We start from the raw sequence: 19,756 nt of genomic DNA, 5'->3' as shown, positions 1-19,756 counted from the left end.
TGGGACGGGAGCGCCACCGATCCGGTTCCGGGGGGGCTCAGGCCCCGTACTCGGCGGTGGCCGCGATCAGCCGGGCGGACGCGGCGGGCACCCGTACCCCGTGGATCGCGGCCGGCGGGACCGGCCGGGTCGCCGGGGCGGCCGGGATCACCCAGTGCGGTGCCATCCGTGCGCCGTCACCGCACAGCTCCGCAAGGCTGAATTCGGACTCCTGGTGCTCACGAGGAGCGGGGTACTGGGTCATGGCCGCACCGTACGCACGGTCCGGGTTCGGAGAAAAGCCCTACTCTGAGGTAGTTTCCACTGTTCGGCTTCGGCCCGGCCAGCCGGTAGCGTGAACCGTCAACCCCAACCATCCCCGCCAGGAGAGCCCAGCCGTGCGTATCGCAGTCACCGGCTCCATCGCCACCGACCACCTCATGACCTTCCCGGGCCGGTTCGCCGACCAGCTCGTGGCGGACCAGCTGCACACGGTCTCGCTGTCGTTCCTGGTCGACAACCTCGACATCCGGCGGGGTGGCGTCGGCCCGAACATCTGCTTCGGCATGGGGCAGCTCGGCGGCCGCCCGGTCCTGGTGGGCGCCGCCGGGTACGACTTCGACGAGTACCGCGCCTGGCTCGACCGGCACGGCGTCGACACCGCGTCCGTGCGCATCTCCGAGGTCCTGCACACCGCCCGCTTCGTGTGCACCACGGACAAGGACCACAACCAGATCGGCTCCTTCTACACCGGCGCCATGAGCGAGGCCCGGCTGATCGAGCTCAAGGCCGTCGCCGACCGCGTGGGCGGCCTCGACCTGGTCCTGATCGGCGCCGACGACCCCGAGGCGATGCTGCGCCACACCGAGGAGTGCCGGGACCGCGGCATCCCGTTCGCGGCCGACTTCTCGCAGCAGATCGCCCGCATGGACGGCGAGGAGATCCGCACCCTGCTCGACGGCGCCGCGTTCCTCTTCTCCAACGAGTACGAGAAGGGCCTCATCGAGTCGAAGACCGGCTGGACCGAGGAGGAGATCCTGGGCCGGGTCGGCCACCGGGTCACCACCCTCGGCTCGCGCGGCGTGCGCATCGAGCGGGTCGGCGAGGACCCGATCGAGGTCGGCTGCGCCGAGGAGGAGGCCAAGGTCGACCCGACCGGCGTCGGCGACGCCTTCCGCGCGGGCTTCCTGACCGGCCTGGCCTGGGGCGTCGGCCTGGAGCGCGCCGCCCAGGTCGGCTGCATGCTCGCCACCCTGGTGATCGAGACCCTCGGCACCCAGGAGTACACCCTGCGCCGCACCAACTTCATGGACCGCTTCACCAAGGCGTACGGCGACACCGCCGCCGCCGAGGTCCAGGCGCATCTGTCCTGAATCCACCGCCGGAGCCCCGGGGCCCGCACCCACCGTGCGCCCCGGGGCTCCCGCGCGTCCCGGCCGGGCCGGCCGCCTCGGACGCGGTACGGGCTACGCCACCCGGCGCACCGCGTAGGCGGTGCCGCCCGTCGGGCCCGGCTCCTCGCCCAGGTACTCCTGGCCGCGCATCTCGCACCAGGCCGGGATGTCCAAGCGGGCCGCCTCGTCGTCGGACAGGACGGTGACGGTGCCGCCGACCGGGACCGTGCCGATCACCTTGGCCAGCTCGATCACCGGGATCGGGCAGCGCCGGCCCAGGGTGTCGAGCACCAGGGCCGCGGGACCCGCGGCCGGTGCGGGCCCGGCGGCCGGGGCGCCGAGCCGGTCCCGTACCGCCGCCACCACCCGGGGCAGCGCGGTCAGGAAGGTGTCGACCTCGTCCTCGGTGGTGCCGGTGGGCAGCGACACCCGGACGTTGCCCTCGCTCAGCACCCCCATGGCGCGCAGCACATGGCTGGGCGTCAGGGTGGAACTGGTGCACGACGAACCGGACGAAACGGAGAAACCCTCCCGGTCCAGCTCGGACAGCAGGGTCTCGCCATCGACATAGAGACAGGAGAAGGTGACCAGGTGCGGCAGCCGCCGCAGCGGATCGCCCACCACCTCCACGTCCGGCACCAGCTCCGGCACCCGCGCCCTGATCCGGTCGACCAGCGCCCGCAGCCGCGCCGCCTCGGCCGCCGCCTCCGCCCGTACGGCGCGCAGCGAGGCCGCCGCCGCCACGATCGCGGGCAGGTTCTCGAAGCCCGGCGCGCGGCCCGACTCCCGTTCGTCCGGCGGGCCTTGGGGGGCGAACCGCACTCCCTTGCGCACCGCGAGCAGCCCCACCCCGGCGGGCCCGCCCCACTTGTGGGCGCTGGCCGCGAGCAGCGACCAGTCCGCGTCGACCGGGCCCCAGCCGAGCGACTGGGCCGCGTCCACCAGGAGCGGCACCCCGGCCGCCCGGCAGGCCGCCGCCACCTCGGCCACCGGCTGCTCGGTGCCCACCTCGTGGTTGGCCGACTGCAGACAGGCCAGCGCGGTGTCCGGGCCGAGCGCCGCCGCGTACGCCGCCGGGTCGACCGCCCCCGACCGGTCCACCGGCACCTCGGTCAGGGTTCCACCGGCCGCCGCGTGGACTTCGCCGGCATGCAGTACGGAGGAGTGTTCGACGGCCGACACCACGAGCCGGTCCCCGACACGCCGACGGCCCGCGAGCGCCCCGGAGATTCCCGCGTGAACCGCGCGCGTCCCCGAAGGAGTGAAGACCAGTTCGTCGGGGCGGCAGCCCACCGCCTCCGCGGCGGCCTCCCGGGCCGCGTCGAGCAGCATCCGGGCCCGCCGCCCCTCCCGGTAGAGCCGGGCCGGGTCGGCCCAGCCCTCGTCCAGGGCGGCAAGCAGCGCCTGACGGGCGACGGGGTGCAACGGAGCCGCCGAGGCGGTGTCGAAGTACGGCATCCGCCCACGCTAACCCCGGCCGGGTAAGGCCCCGTCAGAACCCCCGCCCGCACCGCCGATCGGCCCTCGTCGGACCCCCCGCGGAAGGGTCGCGTCCACCCCTTCGGGGACTCGGACGGCGCGTTGGGCACCCTCCCCGCGCGACCCCAAATAGCGTCCAGTAGGGTTTGGTCCGCATAAACATCCAAACCCCTGCCCGCGGCCGGGGCGGCGACCGACCAGCGAGACGGACGGCCGTGGCAGCCGACCTACGCGGGCCGAGACTCTCGGGAAGGCGCTACGTGAGTCCCAACGGCTCCGACCTCCCCCACGGCCCGCAGGGCGTGGGAGGCACCCCCATGCCGCGGCGCCCGATGCGGCGGAAGCTGCCGCAGGTGCTGACTGCGGGCCTGATCCTGGCGACAGCCACGGGCTGCTCGTACAACTGGGAAGACTTCCCCCGCCTTGGCATGCCCACCCCGGTGACGGAAGAGGCTCCGCGGATCCTCTCCCTCTGGCAGGGATCGTGGGCGGCCGCGCTCGCCACCGGCGTACTGGTGTGGGGCCTCATCCTGTGGGCCACCATCTTCCACCGGCGCAGCCGCACCAAGGTCGAGGTTCCTCCGCAGACCCGGTACAACATGCCGATCGAGGCGCTGTACACGGTCACCCCCCTGATCATCGTCTCGGTGCTCTTCTACTTCACCGCGCGCGACGAGTCGAAGCTCCTCGAGCTCTCCCCGAAGCCGGCCCACACGGTCAACGTGGTCGGCTACCAGTGGAGCTGGGGCTTCAACTACATCGAGAACGTTCCCGGTGTGACCGGCGACGCGAAGAAGGACAAGAACCTCGCGGCGATCCCGGACAAGTTCCGTGACGCGTTCCCGGCCGACGCGGGCGGCGTCTACGACGCCGGCATCCCCGGTACCCGGAACCCGCAGACCGGCAACCCGGGCCCGACCCTGTGGCTGCCGAAGGGCGAGAAGGTCCGCTTCGTGCTGACCTCGCGTGACGTCATCCACTCCTTCTGGGTGGTCCCCTTCCTCATGAAGCAGGACGTCATCCCGGGCCACACCAACTCGTTCGAGGTCACGCCGACCAGGGAAGGCACCTTCCTCGGCAAGTGCGCCGAGCTCTGCGGCGTGGACCACTCCCGGATGCTGTTCAACGTCAAGGTGGTCTCCCCGGAGCGCTACCAGCAGCACCTGAAGGAGCTGGCGGAGAACGGGCAGTCCGGCTACATCCCGTCGGGCATTGAGCAGACGGACCCGGCCAGGAACGCGGAGAAGAACCAACTGTGAGCATCCTCAACGAACCCCAGGGTGCGGCCGCGGCTGAGGACTCGTACGAGAACGAGCTCCCGGTACGCCGCAAGCAGCCCGGCAATGTCGTGGTGAAGTGGCTGACCACCACCGACCACAAGACCATCGGCACGATGTACCTGGTCACGTCGTTCGCGTTCTTCTGCATCGGCGGCCTGATGGCGCTCTTCATGCGCGCCGAGCTGGCCCGTCCGGGTACGCAGATCATGTCGAACGAGCAGTTCAACCAGGCGTTCACGATGCACGGCACGATCATGCTGCTGATGTTCGCGACGCCGCTGTTCGCCGGTTTCGCGAACTGGATCATGCCGCTGCAGATCGGCGCGCCCGACGTGGCGTTCCCGCGGCTGAACATGTTCGCCTACTGGCTCTACCTGTTCGGCTCGATCATCGCGGTGGCCGGCTTCCTCACCCCGCAGGGTGCGGCCGACTTCGGCTGGTTCGCCTACTCCCCGCTGTCGGACGCGGTCCGCTCGCCGGGCGTCGGCGCCGACATGTGGATCATGGGTCTGGCCTTCTCCGGCTTCGGCACGATCCTCGGCTCGGTCAACTTCATCACCACGATCATCTGCATGCGCGCTCCCGGCATGACGATGTTCCGGATGCCGATCTTCACCTGGAACGTCCTGCTGACCGGTGTGCTGGTCCTGCTGGCCTTCCCGGTCCTGGCCGCCGCGCTGTTCGCTCTGGAGGCGGACCGCAAGTTCGGTGCGCATGTGTTCGACGCCGCCAACGGCGGCGCCTTGCTCTGGCAACACCTCTTCTGGTTCTTCGGACACCCAGAGGTGTACATCATCGCGCTACCGTTCTTCGGCATCATCTCCGAGGTCATCCCGGTCTTCAGCCGCAAGCCGATGTTCGGCTACATCGGCCTGGTGGCCGCGACCATCTCGATCGCCGGTCTGTCCGTGACCGTGTGGGCGCACCACATGTACGTCACCGGTGGCGTGCTCCTGCCGTTCTTCTCCTTCATGACGTTCCTCATCGCCGTACCGACCGGCGTGAAGTTCTTCAACTGGATCGGCACGATGTGGAAGGGCTCGCTGTCCTTCGAGACACCGATGCTCTGGGCCGTCGGCTTCCTGATCACCTTCACCTTCGGTGGTCTGACCGGCGTCATCCTGGCCTCGCCCCCGATGGACTTCCACGTCTCCGACTCGTACTTCGTGGTCGCGCACTTCCACTACGTCGTCTTCGGCACCGTGGTGTTCGCGATGTTCTCCGGCTTCCACTTCTGGTGGCCGAAGTTCACCGGCAAGATGCTGGACGAGCGGCTCGGCAAGATCACCTTCTGGACGCTGTTCGTGGGCTTCCACGGCACGTTCCTGGTGCAGCACTGGCTGGGCGCGGAGGGCATGCCGCGGCGTTACGCGGACTACCTGGACGCGGACGGCTTCACCATGCTGAACACGATCTCGACGATCTCCTCGTTCCTCCTCGGTCTGTCGATCCTGCCCTTCTTCTACAACATCTGGAAGACGGCCAAGTACGGCAAGAAGGTCGAGGTCGACGACCCGTGGGGCTACGGCCGTTCGCTCGAGTGGGCGACGTCCTGCCCGCCGCCGCGGCACAACTTCCTCACCCTGCCGCGGATCCGTTCCGAATCCCCGGCGTTCGATCTGCACCACCCCGAGATCGCTGCTCTCGACCAGCTCGAGAACAAGGGTCACGAGGCGGCGGCCCTCACCGGCGGCAAGGAGACCGGCAAGTGAAGATCCAGGGCAAGATGTTCATCTGGCTGAGCGTCTTCGTCCTCGCCATGGCGATCGTCTATGGCGTGTGGTCGAAGGAGCCGGTCGGTACGACGGCGCTGTTCCTCGCGTTCGGCCTGTGCATCATGATCGGCTACTACCTGGCCTTCACGGCCAAGCGGGTCGACGCCATGGCGCAGGACAACAAGGAGGCCGACGTCGCGGACGAGGCCGGCGAGGTGGGCTTCTTCGCCCCCCACAGCTGGCAGCCGCTCTCGCTGGCCATCGGCGGTGCGCTCGCCTTCCTCGCGATCGCGATGGGCTGGTGGCTGCTGTACTTCTCCGCGCCGCTGATCCTGGTCGGCATCTGGGGCTGGGTCTTCGAGTTCTACCGCGGTGAGAACCAGAACCAGTAGCTCCGTCCGCAGTACCCGGTAACACCCCGAGGGGCCCGGTCACTTCGCTCGTACGTACGAGAAAGTGACCGGGCCCCTCGTTTGCCATGTCCGGCGCGCCACCCGCGAGGATTGTTCTTAGCGTGAAGTCATGAACGACACGCCGCGCATTCGGACTGTTCTGAGCTGCACCCTTCTGGCCCTCACCGTCACCGCCGGCGCCACGGCGTGCGCGGGCGGCGGGGACCATCCGCTGTCGGCGAGGCCCTACGACGCGGCGGACCAGATCGCCTTCAACGCGCCCCTCGGCGGCAAGAAGGCCGACCCGGAGAAGCCCCTCGAAGTCACCGCCAAGGGCGACGACGGCCGGATCACCGACGTCGTCGCCACCGACGCGGCGGGCCACCACCTGGCGGGCGAGCTCACCGCCGACGGCCGCAGATGGCGCTCCACGGCCGCGCTCGCGGCCGGTGCCCGGTACACCGTCCGGGTGGCCACCGAGGACGACGACGGGGCGCCAGGGACCCGTACGTTCACGTTCGAGACGGCCCCGGCCAAACGGGCCCTGACCGTCGAGTTCGGCCCGGAGGCGGGCAAGTACGGCGTCGGGCAGCCGATCACCGCCGAACTCAGCATGCCGGTCAAGGACAGGACGGCCCGTGCCGTCGTCGAACGGGCGCTCAAGGTCCGCTCCACGCCCGCGGTGGACGGCGGCTGGTACTGGGTCGACGACAAGAACCTGCACTTCCGGCCGAAGGAGTACTGGCCCGCCGGCACGGCCGTCTCGGTGGCCGCCAACCTGGACGGCCTCAAGGTCGGCGACAAGCTGTACGGCGGCCCGTCCAAGCCGCTCCGGCTGACCATCGGCGACCGGGTCGAGGCGCTGACGGACGCGGCGGGCCACGAGATGACCGTGAAGCGCAACGGAGAAGTGATCAACACCATTCCGGTGACCACCGGAAAACCGGGCTTCTCCACCCGGAACGGCATCAAAGTGGTGCTCGGCAAGGAGTACTACGTCCGGATGCGCGGCACCAGCATCGGCATCTCCGAGGGCAGCTCCGACTCGTACGACCTGCCGGTCTACTACGCCACCCGGGTCACCTGGAGCGGCGAGTACGTGCACGCCGCGCCCTGGTCGGTCGGCTCCCAGGGCGTAGAGAACGTCAGCCACGGCTGCACCGGCATGTCCACCGGCAACGCCGCCTGGTTCTACGAGAACGTCCGACCGGGTGACATCGTCAAGGTCGTCAACAGCTATGGCGAGATGATGGACACCTTCGGCAACGGCTTCGGCGACTGGAACCTGTCCTGGGACAAGTGGCGCCGCGGCAGCGCCCTGGTGGCGGACGGAACGGACCCGTCCGCCACCGAGGACGCCAAGGCGAATCTCAGGCCGTCTCTTTGATGTGGCCCGGTTCGTACGAGCACAGCCGCACCAGCAGGCACCCACGGGTGCGGCTCGGGCATCCGGGCGGGCCCCGGGTCCTACGCGTCCACCGCGAGGCGGGAGCGCAGCAGGGCCGCCAGGGACGCCGCGAAGTCCACCGGGTCCACCGGGAGGGTGATCGCGGCGTCCGCGCGGCTCCAGGTGGCCAGCCAGGCGTCCTGGGGGCGGCCGATGAGCAGCAGGACCGGCGGGCAGCGGAAGATCTCGTCCTTGATCTGGCGGCATACGCCCATGCCGCCCGCCGGGACCGCCTCGCCGTCGAGCACGCAGACGTCGATGCCGCCCGCCTGAAGCGCGTCGAGCACCGCCGGCAGCGTCGCGCACTCCACGAACTCGACCGGGGGAACATCGGCGGCGGGCCTGCGGCCGGCCGCCAGGCGGACCTGGGCGCGGGTGTTCGCGTCGTCGCTGTAGACCAGGACCGTGGCGCTCGACTGCATCGTTCCTCCGGGAAGGCCGTGAAGGTGGTCGGTCGTTGCGCGGGATGCTACTCCGGTCCACACCCCGTCAACACCCGTTCAACACCTGTTCGAAGGGTGTCGGAGGGCCGTCCGGATGGGCCGTTCGGGCAGGACTCGCGCCCCGGACACTCCGAACGGCACCCCCCGGAGTGAGGGCGGGATAAGCGACCGACATAATGTCGGTCGTGGCGACAGTAACGACAGTAGATACCGGGCACGCGCACCCGTCGGTCAATCGACCGAACCTCACCAGCGTCGGAACCATCATCTGGTTGAGCTCCGAGCTGATGTTCTTCGCGGCCCTCTTCGCGATGTACTTCACCCTGCGATCCGTGATGGGCGCGGAGTTCTGGACGGAAAAGGCAGACGCCCTCAACCTTCCGTTCTCCGCGACGAACACCACGATCCTGGTGCTCTCCTCGCTCACCTGCCAGCTCGGCGTCTTCGCCGCCGAGCGGGGCGACGTGAAGAAGCTCCGGTCGTGGTTCATCATCACCTTCGTGATGGGCGCGATCTTCATCGGCGGCCAGGTCTTCGAGTACACCGAGCTGGTGAAGGAGGACGGCCTCTCGCTGTCCTCCGACCCGTACGGCACGGTGTTCTACCTGACCACCGGCTTCCACGGCCTGCACGTGACGGGCGGTCTCATCGCCTTCCTGTTGGTCCTCGGCCGCACGTACGCCGCCAAGAGGTTCACTCACGAGCAGGCAACCGCCGCCATCGTCGTGTCCTACTACTGGCACTTCGTCGATGTCGTCTGGATCGGCCTCTTCGCCACGATCTACTTGATCAAGTAATCGGGCTCCGCCTCCGGGCGGACCGACACATCCAGCAAGCATCGACGCAGAAGATCCTGACACCGGGGTAATCCGTGAAAAAGCTCTCCGCACGACGACGCCATCCGCTGGCGGCGGTCGTCGTCCTCCTTCTTGCGCTGGCGGCAACTGGGGGGCTGTACGCCGCGTTCGCGCCCGCGGGCACGGCGAAGGCCGATGAATCCGCCCAGTCCCTCGCCATCGAGGAGGGCAAGAAGCTCTACTCCGTCGGCTGCGCCAGCTGCCACGGAACCGGCGGTCAGGGCACCTCTGACGGCCCGTCCCTGGTCGGCGTCGGTTCGGCGGCCGTGGACTTCCAGGTCGGCACCGGCCGGATGCCCGCGCAGCAGCCGGGCGCCCAGGTCCCGAAGAAGAAGGTCATCTACTCGCAGGCTGAGATCGATCAGCTCGCGGCGTACGTGGCCTCTCTCGGCGCCGGCCCGATCACGCCGAAGGAAGGCCAGTACAGCCCTGAGGGCGCCGACATCGCCAAGGGTGGCGAGCTGTTCCGCTCCAACTGTGCCCAGTGCCACAACTTCACCGGCGAGGGCGGCGCGCTGACCTACGGCAAGTACGCCCCGAGCCTTGAGGGCGTGGACCCGAAGCACCTCTACGAGGCCATGCAGACGGGCCCGCAGAACATGCCCTCCTTCCCCGACACGACCATGCCGGAGAAGCAGAAGAAGGACATCATCGCCTACGTCCAGGCTGTGAACAGCGACAAGGCCGACAACCCGGGTGGTCTCAAGCTCGGTGGCCTCGGCCCCGTCAGCGAGGGTCTGTTCGCGTGGATCTTCGGTCTGGGCGCGCTGATCGCAGTTGCCGTCTGGGTCGCGGCCCACACCGCTAAGGCCAAGAAGTCATGAGTACCCAAGAGAATCCAGAAGAGAACCTGCCCTCCGCGCAGGACACCGCGCACGGCGCGGTGAAGGTCGCCGACGACCCGTTCGCCGACCCGGGCCTGCCGCCCCACAAGCCGCGCATCCAGGACATCGACGAGCGGGCCGCCCGCCGGTCCGAGCGTGCGGTCGCGTTCATGTTCACGCTGTCGATGCTGGCCACGGTCGGCTTCATCGCCTCGTACGTGATCTTCCCGGTCGACAAGATCGTGTACATCTGGCCGTTCGGCCGGGTGTCCGCGCTCAACTTCGCCCTGGGCTGGACGCTGGGCCTCGCCCTGTTCTTCATCGGCGCGGGCGCGGTCCACTGGGCCCGCACCCTGATGTCCGACGTCGAGATCGCGGACGAGCGCCACCCGATGGAGGCGACGCCCGAGGTCAAGGCGAAGGTCATGGCGGACTTCGCGGCCGGTGCCGCCGAGTCCGGCTTCGGCCGCCGCAAGCTGATCCGCAACACCCTGTTCGGCGCGCTGGCCCTGGTGCCGCTCTCCGGCGTGGTGCTGATGCGCGACATGGGTCCGCTGCCCGAGAAGAAGCTCCGGTCCACCCTGTGGGCCAAGGGCAAGCTGCTGATCAACATGAACACCAACGAGCCGCTGCGTCCCGAGGACGTCGCGGTCGGTTCGCTGACCTTCGCCAAGCCCGAGGGCCTGGAGGAGCACGACCACCACTTCCAGACCGAGATCGCCAAGGCCGCCCTGATGATCGTCCGGATCCAGCCGGACGACATCAAGGACAAGCGCGAGCTCGAGTGGTCGCACGACGGCATCGTGGCGTTCTCGAAGATCTGCACCCACGTCGGCTGCCCGATCTCGCTGTACGAGCAGCAGACGCACCACGTGCTCTGCCCGTGCCACCAGTCCACCTTCGACCTGGCCGACGGCGCCCGCGTCATCTTCGGCCCGGCCGGGCACGCCCTCCCGCAGCTGCGGATCGGCGTGAACGACAAGGGCTTCCTCGAGGCGCACGGCGACTTCGAAGAGCCGGTCGGTCCTGCCTTCTGGGAGCGCGGATGAGCACTGTGACCAATACGCAGAAGAAGGCGCCCGCCGGTGAGCGGGTCGCCGACTGGGCCGACGGACGCCTGGGGATCTACACGCTGGCCAAGGCCAACATGCGGAAGATCTTCCCGGACCACTGGTCCTTCATGCTGGGCGAGGTCTGCCTCTACAGCTTCCTCATCATCATCCTGACGGGCGTCTATCTGACGATGTTCTTCCACCCGTCGATGAACGAGGTGGAGTACGCGGGCCCGTACGTCCCGCTCCAGGGACAGCTCATGTCCGAGGCGTTCAACTCGACCATGCACATCTCGTTCGAGGTGCGCGGTGGTCTGCTGATCCGGCAGATCCACCACTGGGCGGCGCTGATCTTCCTCGCCGGCATGTTCGTGCACATGATGCGCGTGTTCTTCACCGGCGCGTTCCGCAAGCCGCGTGAGATCAACTGGCTGTTCGGCTTCCTGCTGTTCTTCCTGGGCATGTTCACCGGCTTCACCGGTTACTCGCTCCCGGACGACCTGCTCTCCGGCACCGGTGTGCGCTTCATGCAGGGCGCGATCCTGTCCGTGCCGATCGTCGGCACGTACCTGTCGATGTTCCTGTTCGGCGGCGAGTTCCCCGGCGGCGACTTCGTCGCCCGGTTCTACTCGGCGCACGTGCTGCTGCTCCCGGGCATCATGCTCGGCCTGGTGGTCGCGCACCTCATCCTGGTGTTCGTCCACAAGCACACGCAGTTCGAGGGCCCCGGCCGGACGAACAAGAACGTCGTCGGCATGCCGCTGCTGCCGGTGTACATGGCGAAGGCCGGAGGCTTCTTCTTCCTGGTCTTCGGTGTCATCGCGATCATCGCGGCGATCGCCTCGATCAACCCGATCTGGGCGCTCGGCCCGTACCGTCCGGACCAGGTGTCGACCGGCGCCCAGCCCGACTGGTACATGGGCTTCGCCGAGGGTCTGATCCGTGTCATGCCGGGCTGGGAGATCAACCTGTGGGGCCACACCCTGGTCCTGGGCGTGTTCATCCCGCTGGTGATCTTCCCGCTGGTGCTCGGCGCGATCGGTGTCTACCCGTTCATCGAGTCCTGGATCACCGGCGACAAGCGCGAGCACCACATCGCGCAGCGCCCGCGCAACGCTCCGACCCGCACCGGTTTCGGTGTCGCCTGGATCACCGCGTACATGATCATGCTCGTGGGTGGTGGAAACGACCTCTGGGCGACCCACTTCCACCTGTCGATCAACTCGATCACCTGGTTCGTGCGGATCTTCTTCTTCGTCGGTCCGGTCATCGCGTTCATCGTCACCAAGCGGATCTGCCTCGGCCTGCAGCGCCGGGACAAGGAGAAGGTGCTGCACGGGCGCGAGTCCGGCATCATCAAGCGCCTGCCGCACGGTGAGTTCGTCGAGGTCCACCAGCCGCTCAGCCAGGGCGAGCGCTACAAGCTCACCGCGCACGAGCAGTACGCGCCGGCCGAGCTGCCCGCGACGGTCGACGAGAACGGTGTCGAGCGCAAGGTCGGCCCCCTGCAGAAGCTCCGGATCAAGCTCAACCGGGGTTACTACGGCGACGACAACCAGGTCGCCAAGCCCACCGCCGAGGAGTACCGGGAGATCGAGAGCGGCCACGGCCACCACTGATCCACCGGTCCTCTGACCGGCTCACCGAGCAAGGTCGCCACAGCGGGAGCCCCGTCCATTCGATGGACGGGGCTCTTTGCCGTACCCGGGGGTCGATAGGGTGGGAGCACCCGAATCCGTGGAACCGATCAGGAGCTGTCATGAGCGCTGTGCACCCCGCTGGGAGCGATTCAGCGGCGGGCCGCTCCTGGCCCGCCCTGCTGAACGGCCTTCTCGAAGGACGGAACCTGTCCGCCGACGACACCGCCTGGGCGATGGACCTCATCATGCGCGGCGAGGCGACCGACGCGCAGATCGCCGGGTTCATGGTGGCGCTGCGCGCCAAGGGCGAGACGGTCGAGGAGATCACCGGTCTGGTCCGCACGATGTACGCGCACGCCAACGTCATCGAGGTGCCGGGCCCGGCCGTCGACATCGTCGGCACCGGCGGCGACGGCGCCAAGACGGTGAACATCTCCACCATGGCGTCGATCGTGGTGGCCGGCACCGGCACCAAGGTCGTCAAGCACGGCAACCGGGCCGCGTCCTCCGCCTCCGGCTCGTCCGACGTCCTGGAGAAGCTCGGCATCAACCTCGACCTGACCCCGCGCCGGGTCGCCGAGGTCGCCGAGGAGGCGGGCATCACCATCTGCTTCGCCGTACGGTTCCACCCCTCGCTGCGGCACGTCGCCGCGGCCCGCGGCCAGCTCGGCATCCGCACCACCTTCAACGTGCTCGGCCCGCTGACCAACCCGGCCCAGGTGCGCGCCCAGGCGGTCGGCGTGGCCGATCCCCGGATGGCGCCGATCGTCGCCGGGGTGCTCGCCGCGCGCGGCAACTCGGCGCTGGTGTTCCGCGGCGACGACGGCCTTGACGAGCTGACCACCACCGGCACCTCCCGGGTGTGGGTGGTGGGCGGCGGCACGGTCCGCGAGGAGCGGTTCGACCCCCGGGACGTCGGCATCACCCCGGTCACCCTGGACGCGCTGCGCGGTGGCGACCCGTCGTACAACGCGGACGTGGCCCGGCGGCTGCTCGCGGGGGAGACCGGGCCGGTCAGGGACGCGGTGCTGCTGAACGCGGCGGCGGCGCTGACCGCGCTCGAACCGGGCCAGGGCACCCTGGCGGAGCAGCTGCGGGCCGGTATCGACCGGGCCGCCGCCGCCATCGACTCGGGCGCGGCCCGGGCCAGCCTGGACCGGTGGATCGCGGCCAGCAACGCCTGACGGCATGTGAACGCACGATGACGACCCCGTCCCGGATGCCGGGACGGGGTTGCGTCGTCGTGATCGTCTGGCATAAGTTCTTGACCAGGTCATGAGTGACAGCGACAAAGCCCCGGCTGGCTGTCCGGCAACCCTCCGTCCGTGGCGGGGTGCCCCGGGTGAAGACCAGGCCGCATGTGCAGAAGCCTGTGGCAAGCGCGGACCCCTGCGCGTCACCCTGGGGTCCTTGGTCCTCTAGGGAGTGTTGTCTCGTGAGCAAGCGAATGCGTTAGGGCCCTTCCGGCCCCTTCTCCACCCCCTTCACCCGTCCGCGGCACCCCCTTGTGCGCTGCCGCTCCACGGGATCATCACGCCTTTTCGCGCCCCTTTTCTGCCGGGAGACACCGTTATGTCCGCGTACCCGAACACCGCCGCCGCCACCGTCACCGCCGCTTCCTCCGCCACCGCCGCCGGTGCCGCCGCCACCGACGGCGACCCCTGCTGCGACGCCCCGCTGCCGGTCCTCGGCCGCGATGTCACCGTCCCGCTCGTCACCGGCGGCGAGGTCAGCTACGCGGCCCTCGACTACGCCGCCAGCGCCCCCGCGCTCCAGCGCGTCTGGGACGACGTGGCCGCCTACGCCCCGTACTACGGCAGCGTCCACCGCGGCGCCGGGTACCTCTCGCAGCTCTCCACCGACCTGTTCGAGAACAGCCGCGCCACCGTCGCCGAGTTCCTCGACTGCCGCCCCGGCGACCAGGTCGTCTTCACCCGCTCCACCACCGACTCGCTCAACCTGCTCGCCCGGGTGGTGCCCGCCGACTGCCAGGTCTTCGTCTTCGAGACCGAGCACCACGCCTCGCTGCTGCCCTGGCAGGACGCGAACGTCACCTACCTCAACGCGCCCCGCACCCCCGACGAGGCCGTCGCCACCCTGGAGCGGGCGCTCGCCGACCGCGACCCCTACGGCCCCGCCCTGGTCTGCGTGACCGGCGCCTCCAACGTCACCGGCGAACTGTGGCCGGTGCGCGAACTCGCCGCCGCCGCCCACGCGCACGGCGCCCGGATCGTCCTGGACGCCGCCCAGCTCGCCCCGCACCACCCGGTCTCCGTGCGCGAACTCGACGTCGACTGGGTCGCGTTCTCCGGCCACAAGCTGTACGCGCCGTTCGGCTCCGGCGTCCTCGCCGGACGCGCCGACTGGCTCCAGACCGCCGAGCCCTACCTCGCGGGCGGCGGCGCCTCCCGCACCGTGGCCCGCCGCGCCGACGGCGGCGTCGACGTGGAGTGGCACACCACCGCCGCCCGCCACGAGGCCGGTTCGCCCAACGTGATCGGCGTCTACGCCGTCGCGAGCGCCTGCAAGGCGCTCACCGAGGCGGGCTTCGACCGCCTGGTGGCCCGCGAGCGGCACCTGATCGACACCGTCCGCGCCGGTCTCGCCGACGTCCCCGAGGTGCGGGTGCTGTCGCTGTTCGGCGACGACGCGCCCCGCGTCGGCGTCATCTCCTTCGTGGTGGAGGGCTGGAACAGCTCCCACTTCGCCGCCGCGCTCTCCGCCGAGTACGGCATCGGCGTCCGCGACGGACTGTTCTGCGCCCACCCGCTGGTCCGCACCCTGCTCGGCAGCGACCCGCAGGACCCGGGCGAGTGCGGCGCCCCCGAGGCCGCCCCCGGCGAGCGCAGCCTGAACGCCATCCGGGTCAGCTTCGGCGCGGGCACCCCCGACGAGCACGTCGAGCGGTTCGTCGGCGCGGTCAAGGAGCTGGTCCGCGACGGCGCCCAGTGGAAGTACCGCACCGAGGACGGCCGCTGCGTCCCGGACCGCGGCTGAGAGTCCCCCGTACGGGTGAAGCCGGCCTCCCGCGGGGGAGAGGCCGGCTTCACCGTTGCCGAAAGTCGCCGAAATCCGCCGGAATTCGCCGAGAGAGCGGTCAGGACTCCAGGCCGATGGCGAAGGCCGCATCCAGCTCGTGCTGCGAGTAGGCGCGGAAGGCGACATGGGTGTCGGTGCCCTCGACGCCGGGGATCTTGGAGATCTGGCCGGGGATGATGTCGGCCAGGTCGTCGTGGCGGCCCACCCGGACCATGGCGATCAGGTCGTAGGTGCCGGTGACCGAGAAGACCTCGCTGACCGAATCGATCGCGGCGATGGCCTCGGCGATCTCGGGGATGCGGTCCACGCTGGTCTTGATGAGCACGATCGCGGTGATCACGGCTGGCTTTCTCCCTCGGTGGCCGCGGCTGGTGGCTTCACTCTAACCCCCCGTCTGTAGCGGGCCCACGCGTAGAGGAAGCCGGCCGCGAAGCCGATGACGTGCGCCAGGTAGGCGACCCCGGGGCCCGCCCCGGCCGCGCGCGCCGCCAGCCACTGGAGCACGAACCAGAAGATCAGCACGATCCAGGCGGGGAACCGCAGCGGCAGGAAGAAGAGGAAGGGGAACAGGCTCGTCACCCGGGCGCGCGGGAAGAGATAGAGGAACGCGCCGAGCACCCCGGAGATCGCGCCCGACGCCCCCACCAGGGTCTGCTCGCTGTCCGCGTGCGCCGCCGCGTACCCGAGCAGCGCCACGTAGCCGACGCCCAGATAGAACAGGCCGAACGCGAAGGGCCCCATCCGCTCCTCGGTCATCGCGCCGAACACGTACAGGAACAGCATGTTCCCGAGCAGGTGCAGCCAGCTGCCGTGCACGAACAGCGCGGTCAGCGGGGTGAGCAGGGCGCGCGGCTCGCCCCGTATCAGCTCGGCCGGGATCACGCCCCAGCGCTGGAAGTAGGCGCCCTGCGCGGCGAGCAGCTGGTCGCCGGTGCCGAAGCCGGGGTTCAGACCGGACACCGGACTGGCCGCGAAGAACAGCACGCAGGCGGCGATGAGGCCGTACGTCATGGTCGGCCCGTTGCGGGCGCCGCGCCAGGCGCCGAGGGCCGCGCCCCGCCAGTCGATCATGGACAGATCATGGCGTACCCGGCCCCACCTGGACAGAGTGCCTCGCCGTGCCCCGGGGTACCCGTGAGGCCGTAGGGTTACGGGCAGTACTCCCGCAGTTCGACGGCGCACCGCGGGCCCGTAATTCCTCGTACGGAAAGAGGACGGCACGATGACGACGGTTCCCCTGCCGACCGCCGAGACCCGCTGGCGCTGCACCCTCTGCGGCAATCTGACCCGCTTCGACGTGACGCGCTCGTCCAAGGTCGTGGAGTACGTCCATCTGGACCTCGCCGGAGAGCCCAAGGTCGAGGAGCGCGAGGTGGTCAGTGAGACCATCGAGTCGGTCCGCTGCCGTTGGTGCAACGCGGTGGACCAGATCGAATTGGTGGACAGGCCCGGCGCCGCTTCCTGAGGAGCGGCCCGGCGAGGGCGAGACAGGAAGAGGGTGACGGATCGTGGCGCAGCCCGCGCACGGTGATGAGCCGGCGGGCTCGGCGGGCGACGATGCCGCCGAGGCGCTCGACCGACCGCTGCCCGAGGCCGTACGGCGCAAGGTGGTCGCGCTTGTCGCGGACGCCTTCGGCGGCCTGACCGTCGCTGAGCTGCCCGCCCCGCTGCGCCAGTACGCCCGCTTCACCGCCTCCCGGCGGGCCAAGTTCGCCGGGAACGCGATGGCCGCCGCCCTGGAGAGCGACCCGCTGTTCCGGCAGCGGATCGGCGAGCGGTTCAAGGAGACCCAGCCGGAGCTGGCCGGGTCCGTCGAGTCCGGCGCGCCGCCCGCCGCCGCCGACCCGGTCGACGTCGCCGCGGCCGCCTATGTGCTGCGCCCGGCCGGCTGGGGCAAGCTGGTCGCCGCCGCGGGCGAGGAGGCCGAGCGGGCCGACGCCGAGCGCGCCGACGAGGCGGGCCGCCGCGAACTGGAGCGGCTGCGCGAGGAGGTCGGCGCCGCCAAGGACCGGGCCAGGTCCGAGACCGAGCAGCTGCGGCGCGACCTGGAGGCCGCCCGCAAGGAAGCCGAATCGCTTCACCGCAAGCTGCGCAGCGCGCAGAGCGACGTGAAGCGCGGCGAGGCGGCGCTGCGCCGGATCCAGGCCGAGATGGACACCGCGCGGACCGAGTCCGCCGCCCAGGTGTCGGCGGCGGAGAGCGAGACCCGGCGGCTGAAGGCCCGGCTCGGTGAGGTCGAGGCCGCCCTCGAAGGCAGCCGCAGGGCGTCCCGCGAGGGGCGTTCGGTCGAGGACATGCGGCTGCGGCTGCTGCTCGACACCGTGCTCGACGCGGCGCAGGGGCTGCGCAGGGAACTCGCGCTGCCCCCGGCCGCGATGCACCCGGCGGATCTGGTGGACGCGGTGGAGCCGGGGCGGATGTCGCCGAAGGACATCGCGGCCCGCGCGCTGTCGGAGACCGACCCGGCGCTCCTGGACCAGCTGCTCGAACTGCCCCAGGCGCACCTGGTGGTGGACGGCTACAACGTGACGAAGACCGGCTATCCGACCATGCCGCTGGAGAAGCAGCGGCTGCGGCTGCTCGGCGGGCTCTCCGCGCTCGCGGCCCGGTCGGGCGCCGAGGTCACCTGTGTGTTCGACGGGGCGGAGCTGGCGGCGCCGGTGCTGCTCGCGCCGCCGCGCGGGGTGCGGGTGCTGTTCTCCAAGCCGGGTGTCACGGCCGACGAGTTGATCCGGCAGCTGGTGCGCGCCGAGCCGCACGGGCGGCCGGTGGTCGTGGTGTCCAGCGACCGTGAGGTGGCCGACGGGGTCGCCAAGTCCGGTGCGCGGCCGGTCGCGTCGGCGCTGCTGCTCAAGCGGCTTTCGCGGCTTTCCTAGCGGTTCCGGCGGTACTCGCCACGTCTCGCCATGTCTCGTCACGACTCGTCAGGCTTGTCCGTTAAGCCCGTTTCCTTCTCCGCGCAGGGTCAACTGACCACTACTGCGCGTGCGATGTCGGTAAATAAGTTGTGTCGTGAGTGAGATTTTGACCATTGGGATTTGAACTGATCACAAGATGGTCACTAAGGTCGGGGCTCGAACCTTCGCACGGTTGATCATCCATCCCGGATGGCGGCGTTGGTCCCGCCTGCCGAAGACCGGTTGGGCGGCTCGAGGAAGAAGGAGACTGCCCCCGTGGCGTCCCACCGTCGTCCCAAGCAGCCGAGCCGCACCCGTGTGACCGTGCTCACCGCGACCGCCGCAGCGGCCGTCGCGCTCTCCGCCCAGTCCGGTGCACAGGCGGCCCCGAAGCCGAAGATCGACGAGGTCAAGTCGAAGGTCGACAAGCTCAACCACGAGGCCGAAGAGGCCACGGAGCAGTTCAACCAGGCCGACGAGCGCCGCGAGAAGCTCCAGAAGGAGATCGGCGCCCTCCAGGACAAGGTCGCCCGCGGCCAGCAGGAGCTCAACACCCTGCGCGGCCAGATCGGTTCGGTCGCCACCGCGCAGTACCGCTCCGGCGGCATCGACCCGGCGCTCCAGCTCTTCCTCTCCGCCGACCCGGACACCTATCTCGACAAGGCGTCCGCGATCGACCAGCTCGGCGCCAAGCAGGCCGACGTGCTCACGTCCATCCAGGCCAAGCAGCGCACCCTCGCTCAGCAGCGGGCCGAGGCGACGACGAAGCTCGCCGACCTCGAGGACGTCCGCAAGACCCTCGGCGACAAGAAGAAGAAGTTCCAGGGCAAGCTCGCCGAGGCGCGCAAGCTGCTCAACACGCTGACCGCCGCCGAGCGCGCCAAGCTCCAGCAGGACGAGCAGCGGGCCAGCCGCGCCGCCGGTGAGCGGGTGAACCTCGGCAACGAGGTGCCCGCCTCGCAGCGCGGCGCCGCCGCCCTGAGCGCCGCCGCCACCCAGCTCGGCAAGCCGTACGTCTCCGGCGCCGAGGGCCCCAACTCGTACGACTGCTCCGGTCTGACGATGTGGGCCTACCGCCAGGCCGGCGTCGACCTCACCCGCACCACCTACACCCAGCAGAACGACGGCGTGAAGATCGGCCGCAGCCAGCTCAAGCCGGGCGACCTGGTCTTCTTCAACGGCCTGTCGCACGTGGGTCTGTACGCGGGCAACAACACCATCCTGCACTCGCCCAAGCCCGGCGCCGTGGTCCGCTACGAGTCGATGAACTACATGGGCACCTTCCAGTTCGGCGTGCGCATCTGACGCACCCGCCCCG

19 protein-coding genes and 1 riboswitch are annotated in these 19,756 nt (G+C 69.9%); of the genes, 14 read left to right on the top strand and 5 right to left on the bottom strand.

The features are described 5' to 3' along the window. Positions 1 to 37: 37 nt before the first annotated feature. Positions 38 to 244 (bottom strand): hypothetical protein, encoded by a 207-nt coding sequence (locus ACIPXM_RS10915; protein WP_401654298.1) that lies wholly within the window; start codon positions 242 to 244, stop codon positions 38 to 40. A gap of 133 nt (positions 245 to 377) precedes the next feature. On the opposite strand from ACIPXM_RS10915, the gene ACIPXM_RS10910 reads away from it, so the two are divergent. Then, positions 378 to 1,352 (top strand): carbohydrate kinase family protein, encoded by a 975-nt coding sequence (locus tag ACIPXM_RS10910; RefSeq protein ID WP_401654296.1) that lies wholly within the window; start codon positions 378 to 380, stop codon positions 1,350 to 1,352. Between the two features lie 93 nt (positions 1,353 to 1,445). Here ACIPXM_RS10910 and ACIPXM_RS10905 read toward each other — a convergent pair whose 3' ends face one another. After that, positions 1,446 to 2,831, bottom strand: coding sequence for a cysteine desulfurase/sulfurtransferase TusA family protein (locus ACIPXM_RS10905; RefSeq protein ID WP_401654294.1), 1,386 nt, complete (start codon positions 2,829 to 2,831; stop codon positions 1,446 to 1,448). Between the two features lie 281 nt (positions 2,832 to 3,112). Between ACIPXM_RS10905 and coxB the strand changes: the two genes are divergently transcribed. From coxB to ACIPXM_RS10885, 4 genes are all read left to right on the top strand, one after another. After that, positions 3,113 to 4,111, top strand: coding sequence for a cytochrome c oxidase subunit II (gene coxB / locus ACIPXM_RS10900; protein ID WP_401654292.1), 999 nt, complete (start codon positions 3,113 to 3,115; stop codon positions 4,109 to 4,111). Then, entirely contained in the window at positions 4,108 to 5,844 is a 1,737-nt protein-coding gene (ctaD, locus tag ACIPXM_RS10895; protein ID WP_401654290.1) for a cytochrome c oxidase subunit I, read from the top strand. The genes coxB and ctaD overlap by 4 nt, the downstream gene beginning before the upstream one ends. After that, positions 5,841 to 6,239, top strand: coding sequence for a cytochrome c oxidase subunit 4 (locus tag ACIPXM_RS10890; RefSeq protein ID WP_401654288.1), 399 nt, complete (start codon positions 5,841 to 5,843; stop codon positions 6,237 to 6,239). The genes ctaD and ACIPXM_RS10890 overlap by 4 nt, the downstream gene beginning before the upstream one ends. 130 nt (positions 6,240 to 6,369) lie before the next feature. Beyond that, positions 6,370 to 7,626 (top strand): Ig-like domain-containing protein, encoded by a 1,257-nt coding sequence (locus ACIPXM_RS10885; protein ID WP_401654286.1) that lies wholly within the window; start codon positions 6,370 to 6,372, stop codon positions 7,624 to 7,626. Between the two features lie 80 nt (positions 7,627 to 7,706). Here the strand turns inward: ACIPXM_RS10885 and ACIPXM_RS10880 are convergent, their stop codons facing one another. Then, positions 7,707 to 8,108 carry a hypothetical protein gene (locus ACIPXM_RS10880; RefSeq protein ID WP_401654284.1) on the bottom strand — a complete coding sequence of 134 codons (402 nt, stop codon included), beginning with the start codon at positions 8,106 to 8,108 and terminating at the stop codon, positions 7,707 to 7,709. 197 nt (positions 8,109 to 8,305) lie between these two features. On the opposite strand from ACIPXM_RS10880, the gene ACIPXM_RS10875 reads away from it, so the two are divergent. The 6 genes from ACIPXM_RS10875 to ACIPXM_RS10850 all read left to right on the top strand — a co-directional run bounded on the left by ACIPXM_RS10875 (position 8,306) and on the right by ACIPXM_RS10850 (position 15,499). Beyond that, positions 8,306 to 8,926 (top strand): heme-copper oxidase subunit III, encoded by a 621-nt coding sequence (locus tag ACIPXM_RS10875; RefSeq protein ID WP_401654282.1) that lies wholly within the window; start codon positions 8,306 to 8,308, stop codon positions 8,924 to 8,926. Positions 8,927 to 9,000: 74 nt separating this feature from the next. Beyond that, the gene (locus ACIPXM_RS10870) at positions 9,001 to 9,810 is read left to right on the top strand and encodes a c-type cytochrome (protein ID WP_401654280.1); all 810 of its coding nucleotides are present in this window, start codon (positions 9,001 to 9,003) and stop codon (positions 9,808 to 9,810) included. Continuing rightward, a complete protein-coding gene (locus ACIPXM_RS10865) occupies positions 9,807 to 10,859 on the top strand; it encodes a Rieske 2Fe-2S domain-containing protein (RefSeq protein WP_401654278.1) in 1,053 nt (350 codons plus the stop codon). Before ACIPXM_RS10870 ends, ACIPXM_RS10865 begins: the two co-directional genes overlap by 4 nt. Next, positions 10,856 to 12,481 (top strand): cytochrome bc complex cytochrome b subunit, encoded by a 1,626-nt coding sequence (locus tag ACIPXM_RS10860; RefSeq protein WP_401654275.1) that lies wholly within the window; start codon positions 10,856 to 10,858, stop codon positions 12,479 to 12,481. The genes ACIPXM_RS10865 and ACIPXM_RS10860 overlap by 4 nt, the downstream gene beginning before the upstream one ends. Before the next feature lie 140 nt (positions 12,482 to 12,621). Continuing rightward, the gene (trpD, locus tag ACIPXM_RS10855) at positions 12,622 to 13,686 is read left to right on the top strand and encodes an anthranilate phosphoribosyltransferase (RefSeq protein ID WP_401654273.1); all 1,065 of its coding nucleotides are present in this window, start codon (positions 12,622 to 12,624) and stop codon (positions 13,684 to 13,686) included. An 87-nt stretch (positions 13,687 to 13,773) separates the two neighbouring features. Next, a riboswitch (SAM riboswitch) is annotated at positions 13,774 to 13,890 on the top strand. 184 nt (positions 13,891 to 14,074) lie between these two features. Further along, positions 14,075 to 15,499: an aminotransferase class V-fold PLP-dependent enzyme gene (locus tag ACIPXM_RS10850; protein ID WP_401654271.1), complete on the top strand. Its 1,425-nt coding sequence runs from the start codon at positions 14,075 to 14,077 to the stop codon at positions 15,497 to 15,499. A 100-nt stretch (positions 15,500 to 15,599) separates the two neighbouring features. On the opposite strand, the gene ACIPXM_RS10845 is transcribed toward ACIPXM_RS10850, so the two are convergent. After that, positions 15,600 to 15,881, bottom strand: coding sequence for an Lrp/AsnC family transcriptional regulator (locus tag ACIPXM_RS10845; RefSeq protein ID WP_401654269.1), 282 nt, complete (start codon positions 15,879 to 15,881; stop codon positions 15,600 to 15,602). Further along, a complete protein-coding gene (locus ACIPXM_RS10840; RefSeq protein ID WP_401654267.1) occupies positions 15,878 to 16,612 on the bottom strand; it encodes a rhomboid family intramembrane serine protease in 735 nt (244 codons plus the stop codon). Before ACIPXM_RS10840 ends, ACIPXM_RS10845 begins: the two co-directional genes overlap by 4 nt. 151 nt (positions 16,613 to 16,763) lie before the next feature. Between ACIPXM_RS10840 and ACIPXM_RS10835 the strand changes: the two genes are divergently transcribed. From ACIPXM_RS10835 to ACIPXM_RS10825, 3 genes are all read left to right on the top strand, one after another. Continuing rightward, the gene (locus ACIPXM_RS10835) at positions 16,764 to 17,006 is read left to right on the top strand and encodes a hypothetical protein (RefSeq protein ID WP_128976779.1); all 243 of its coding nucleotides are present in this window, start codon (positions 16,764 to 16,766) and stop codon (positions 17,004 to 17,006) included. A gap of 43 nt (positions 17,007 to 17,049) precedes the next feature. Then, complete coding sequence (locus ACIPXM_RS10830; RefSeq protein WP_401654265.1) at positions 17,050 to 18,417, top strand: NYN domain-containing protein; 1,368 nt, start codon at positions 17,050 to 17,052, stop codon at positions 18,415 to 18,417. A gap of 297 nt (positions 18,418 to 18,714) precedes the next feature. After that, entirely contained in the window at positions 18,715 to 19,743 is a 1,029-nt protein-coding gene (locus ACIPXM_RS10825) for an NlpC/P60 family protein (protein ID WP_401654263.1), read from the top strand. The last annotated feature ends 13 nt before the right edge of the window (positions 19,744 to 19,756 follow it).

Source organism: Streptomyces sp. NPDC090025 (genome assembly GCF_044748125.1).
Lineage (GTDB): Bacteria > Actinomycetota > Actinomycetes > Streptomycetales > Streptomycetaceae > Streptomyces.
The sequence above is the reverse complement of the archived record's forward strand: the minus strand, read 5'-3'. Positions and strand labels throughout refer to the sequence as shown.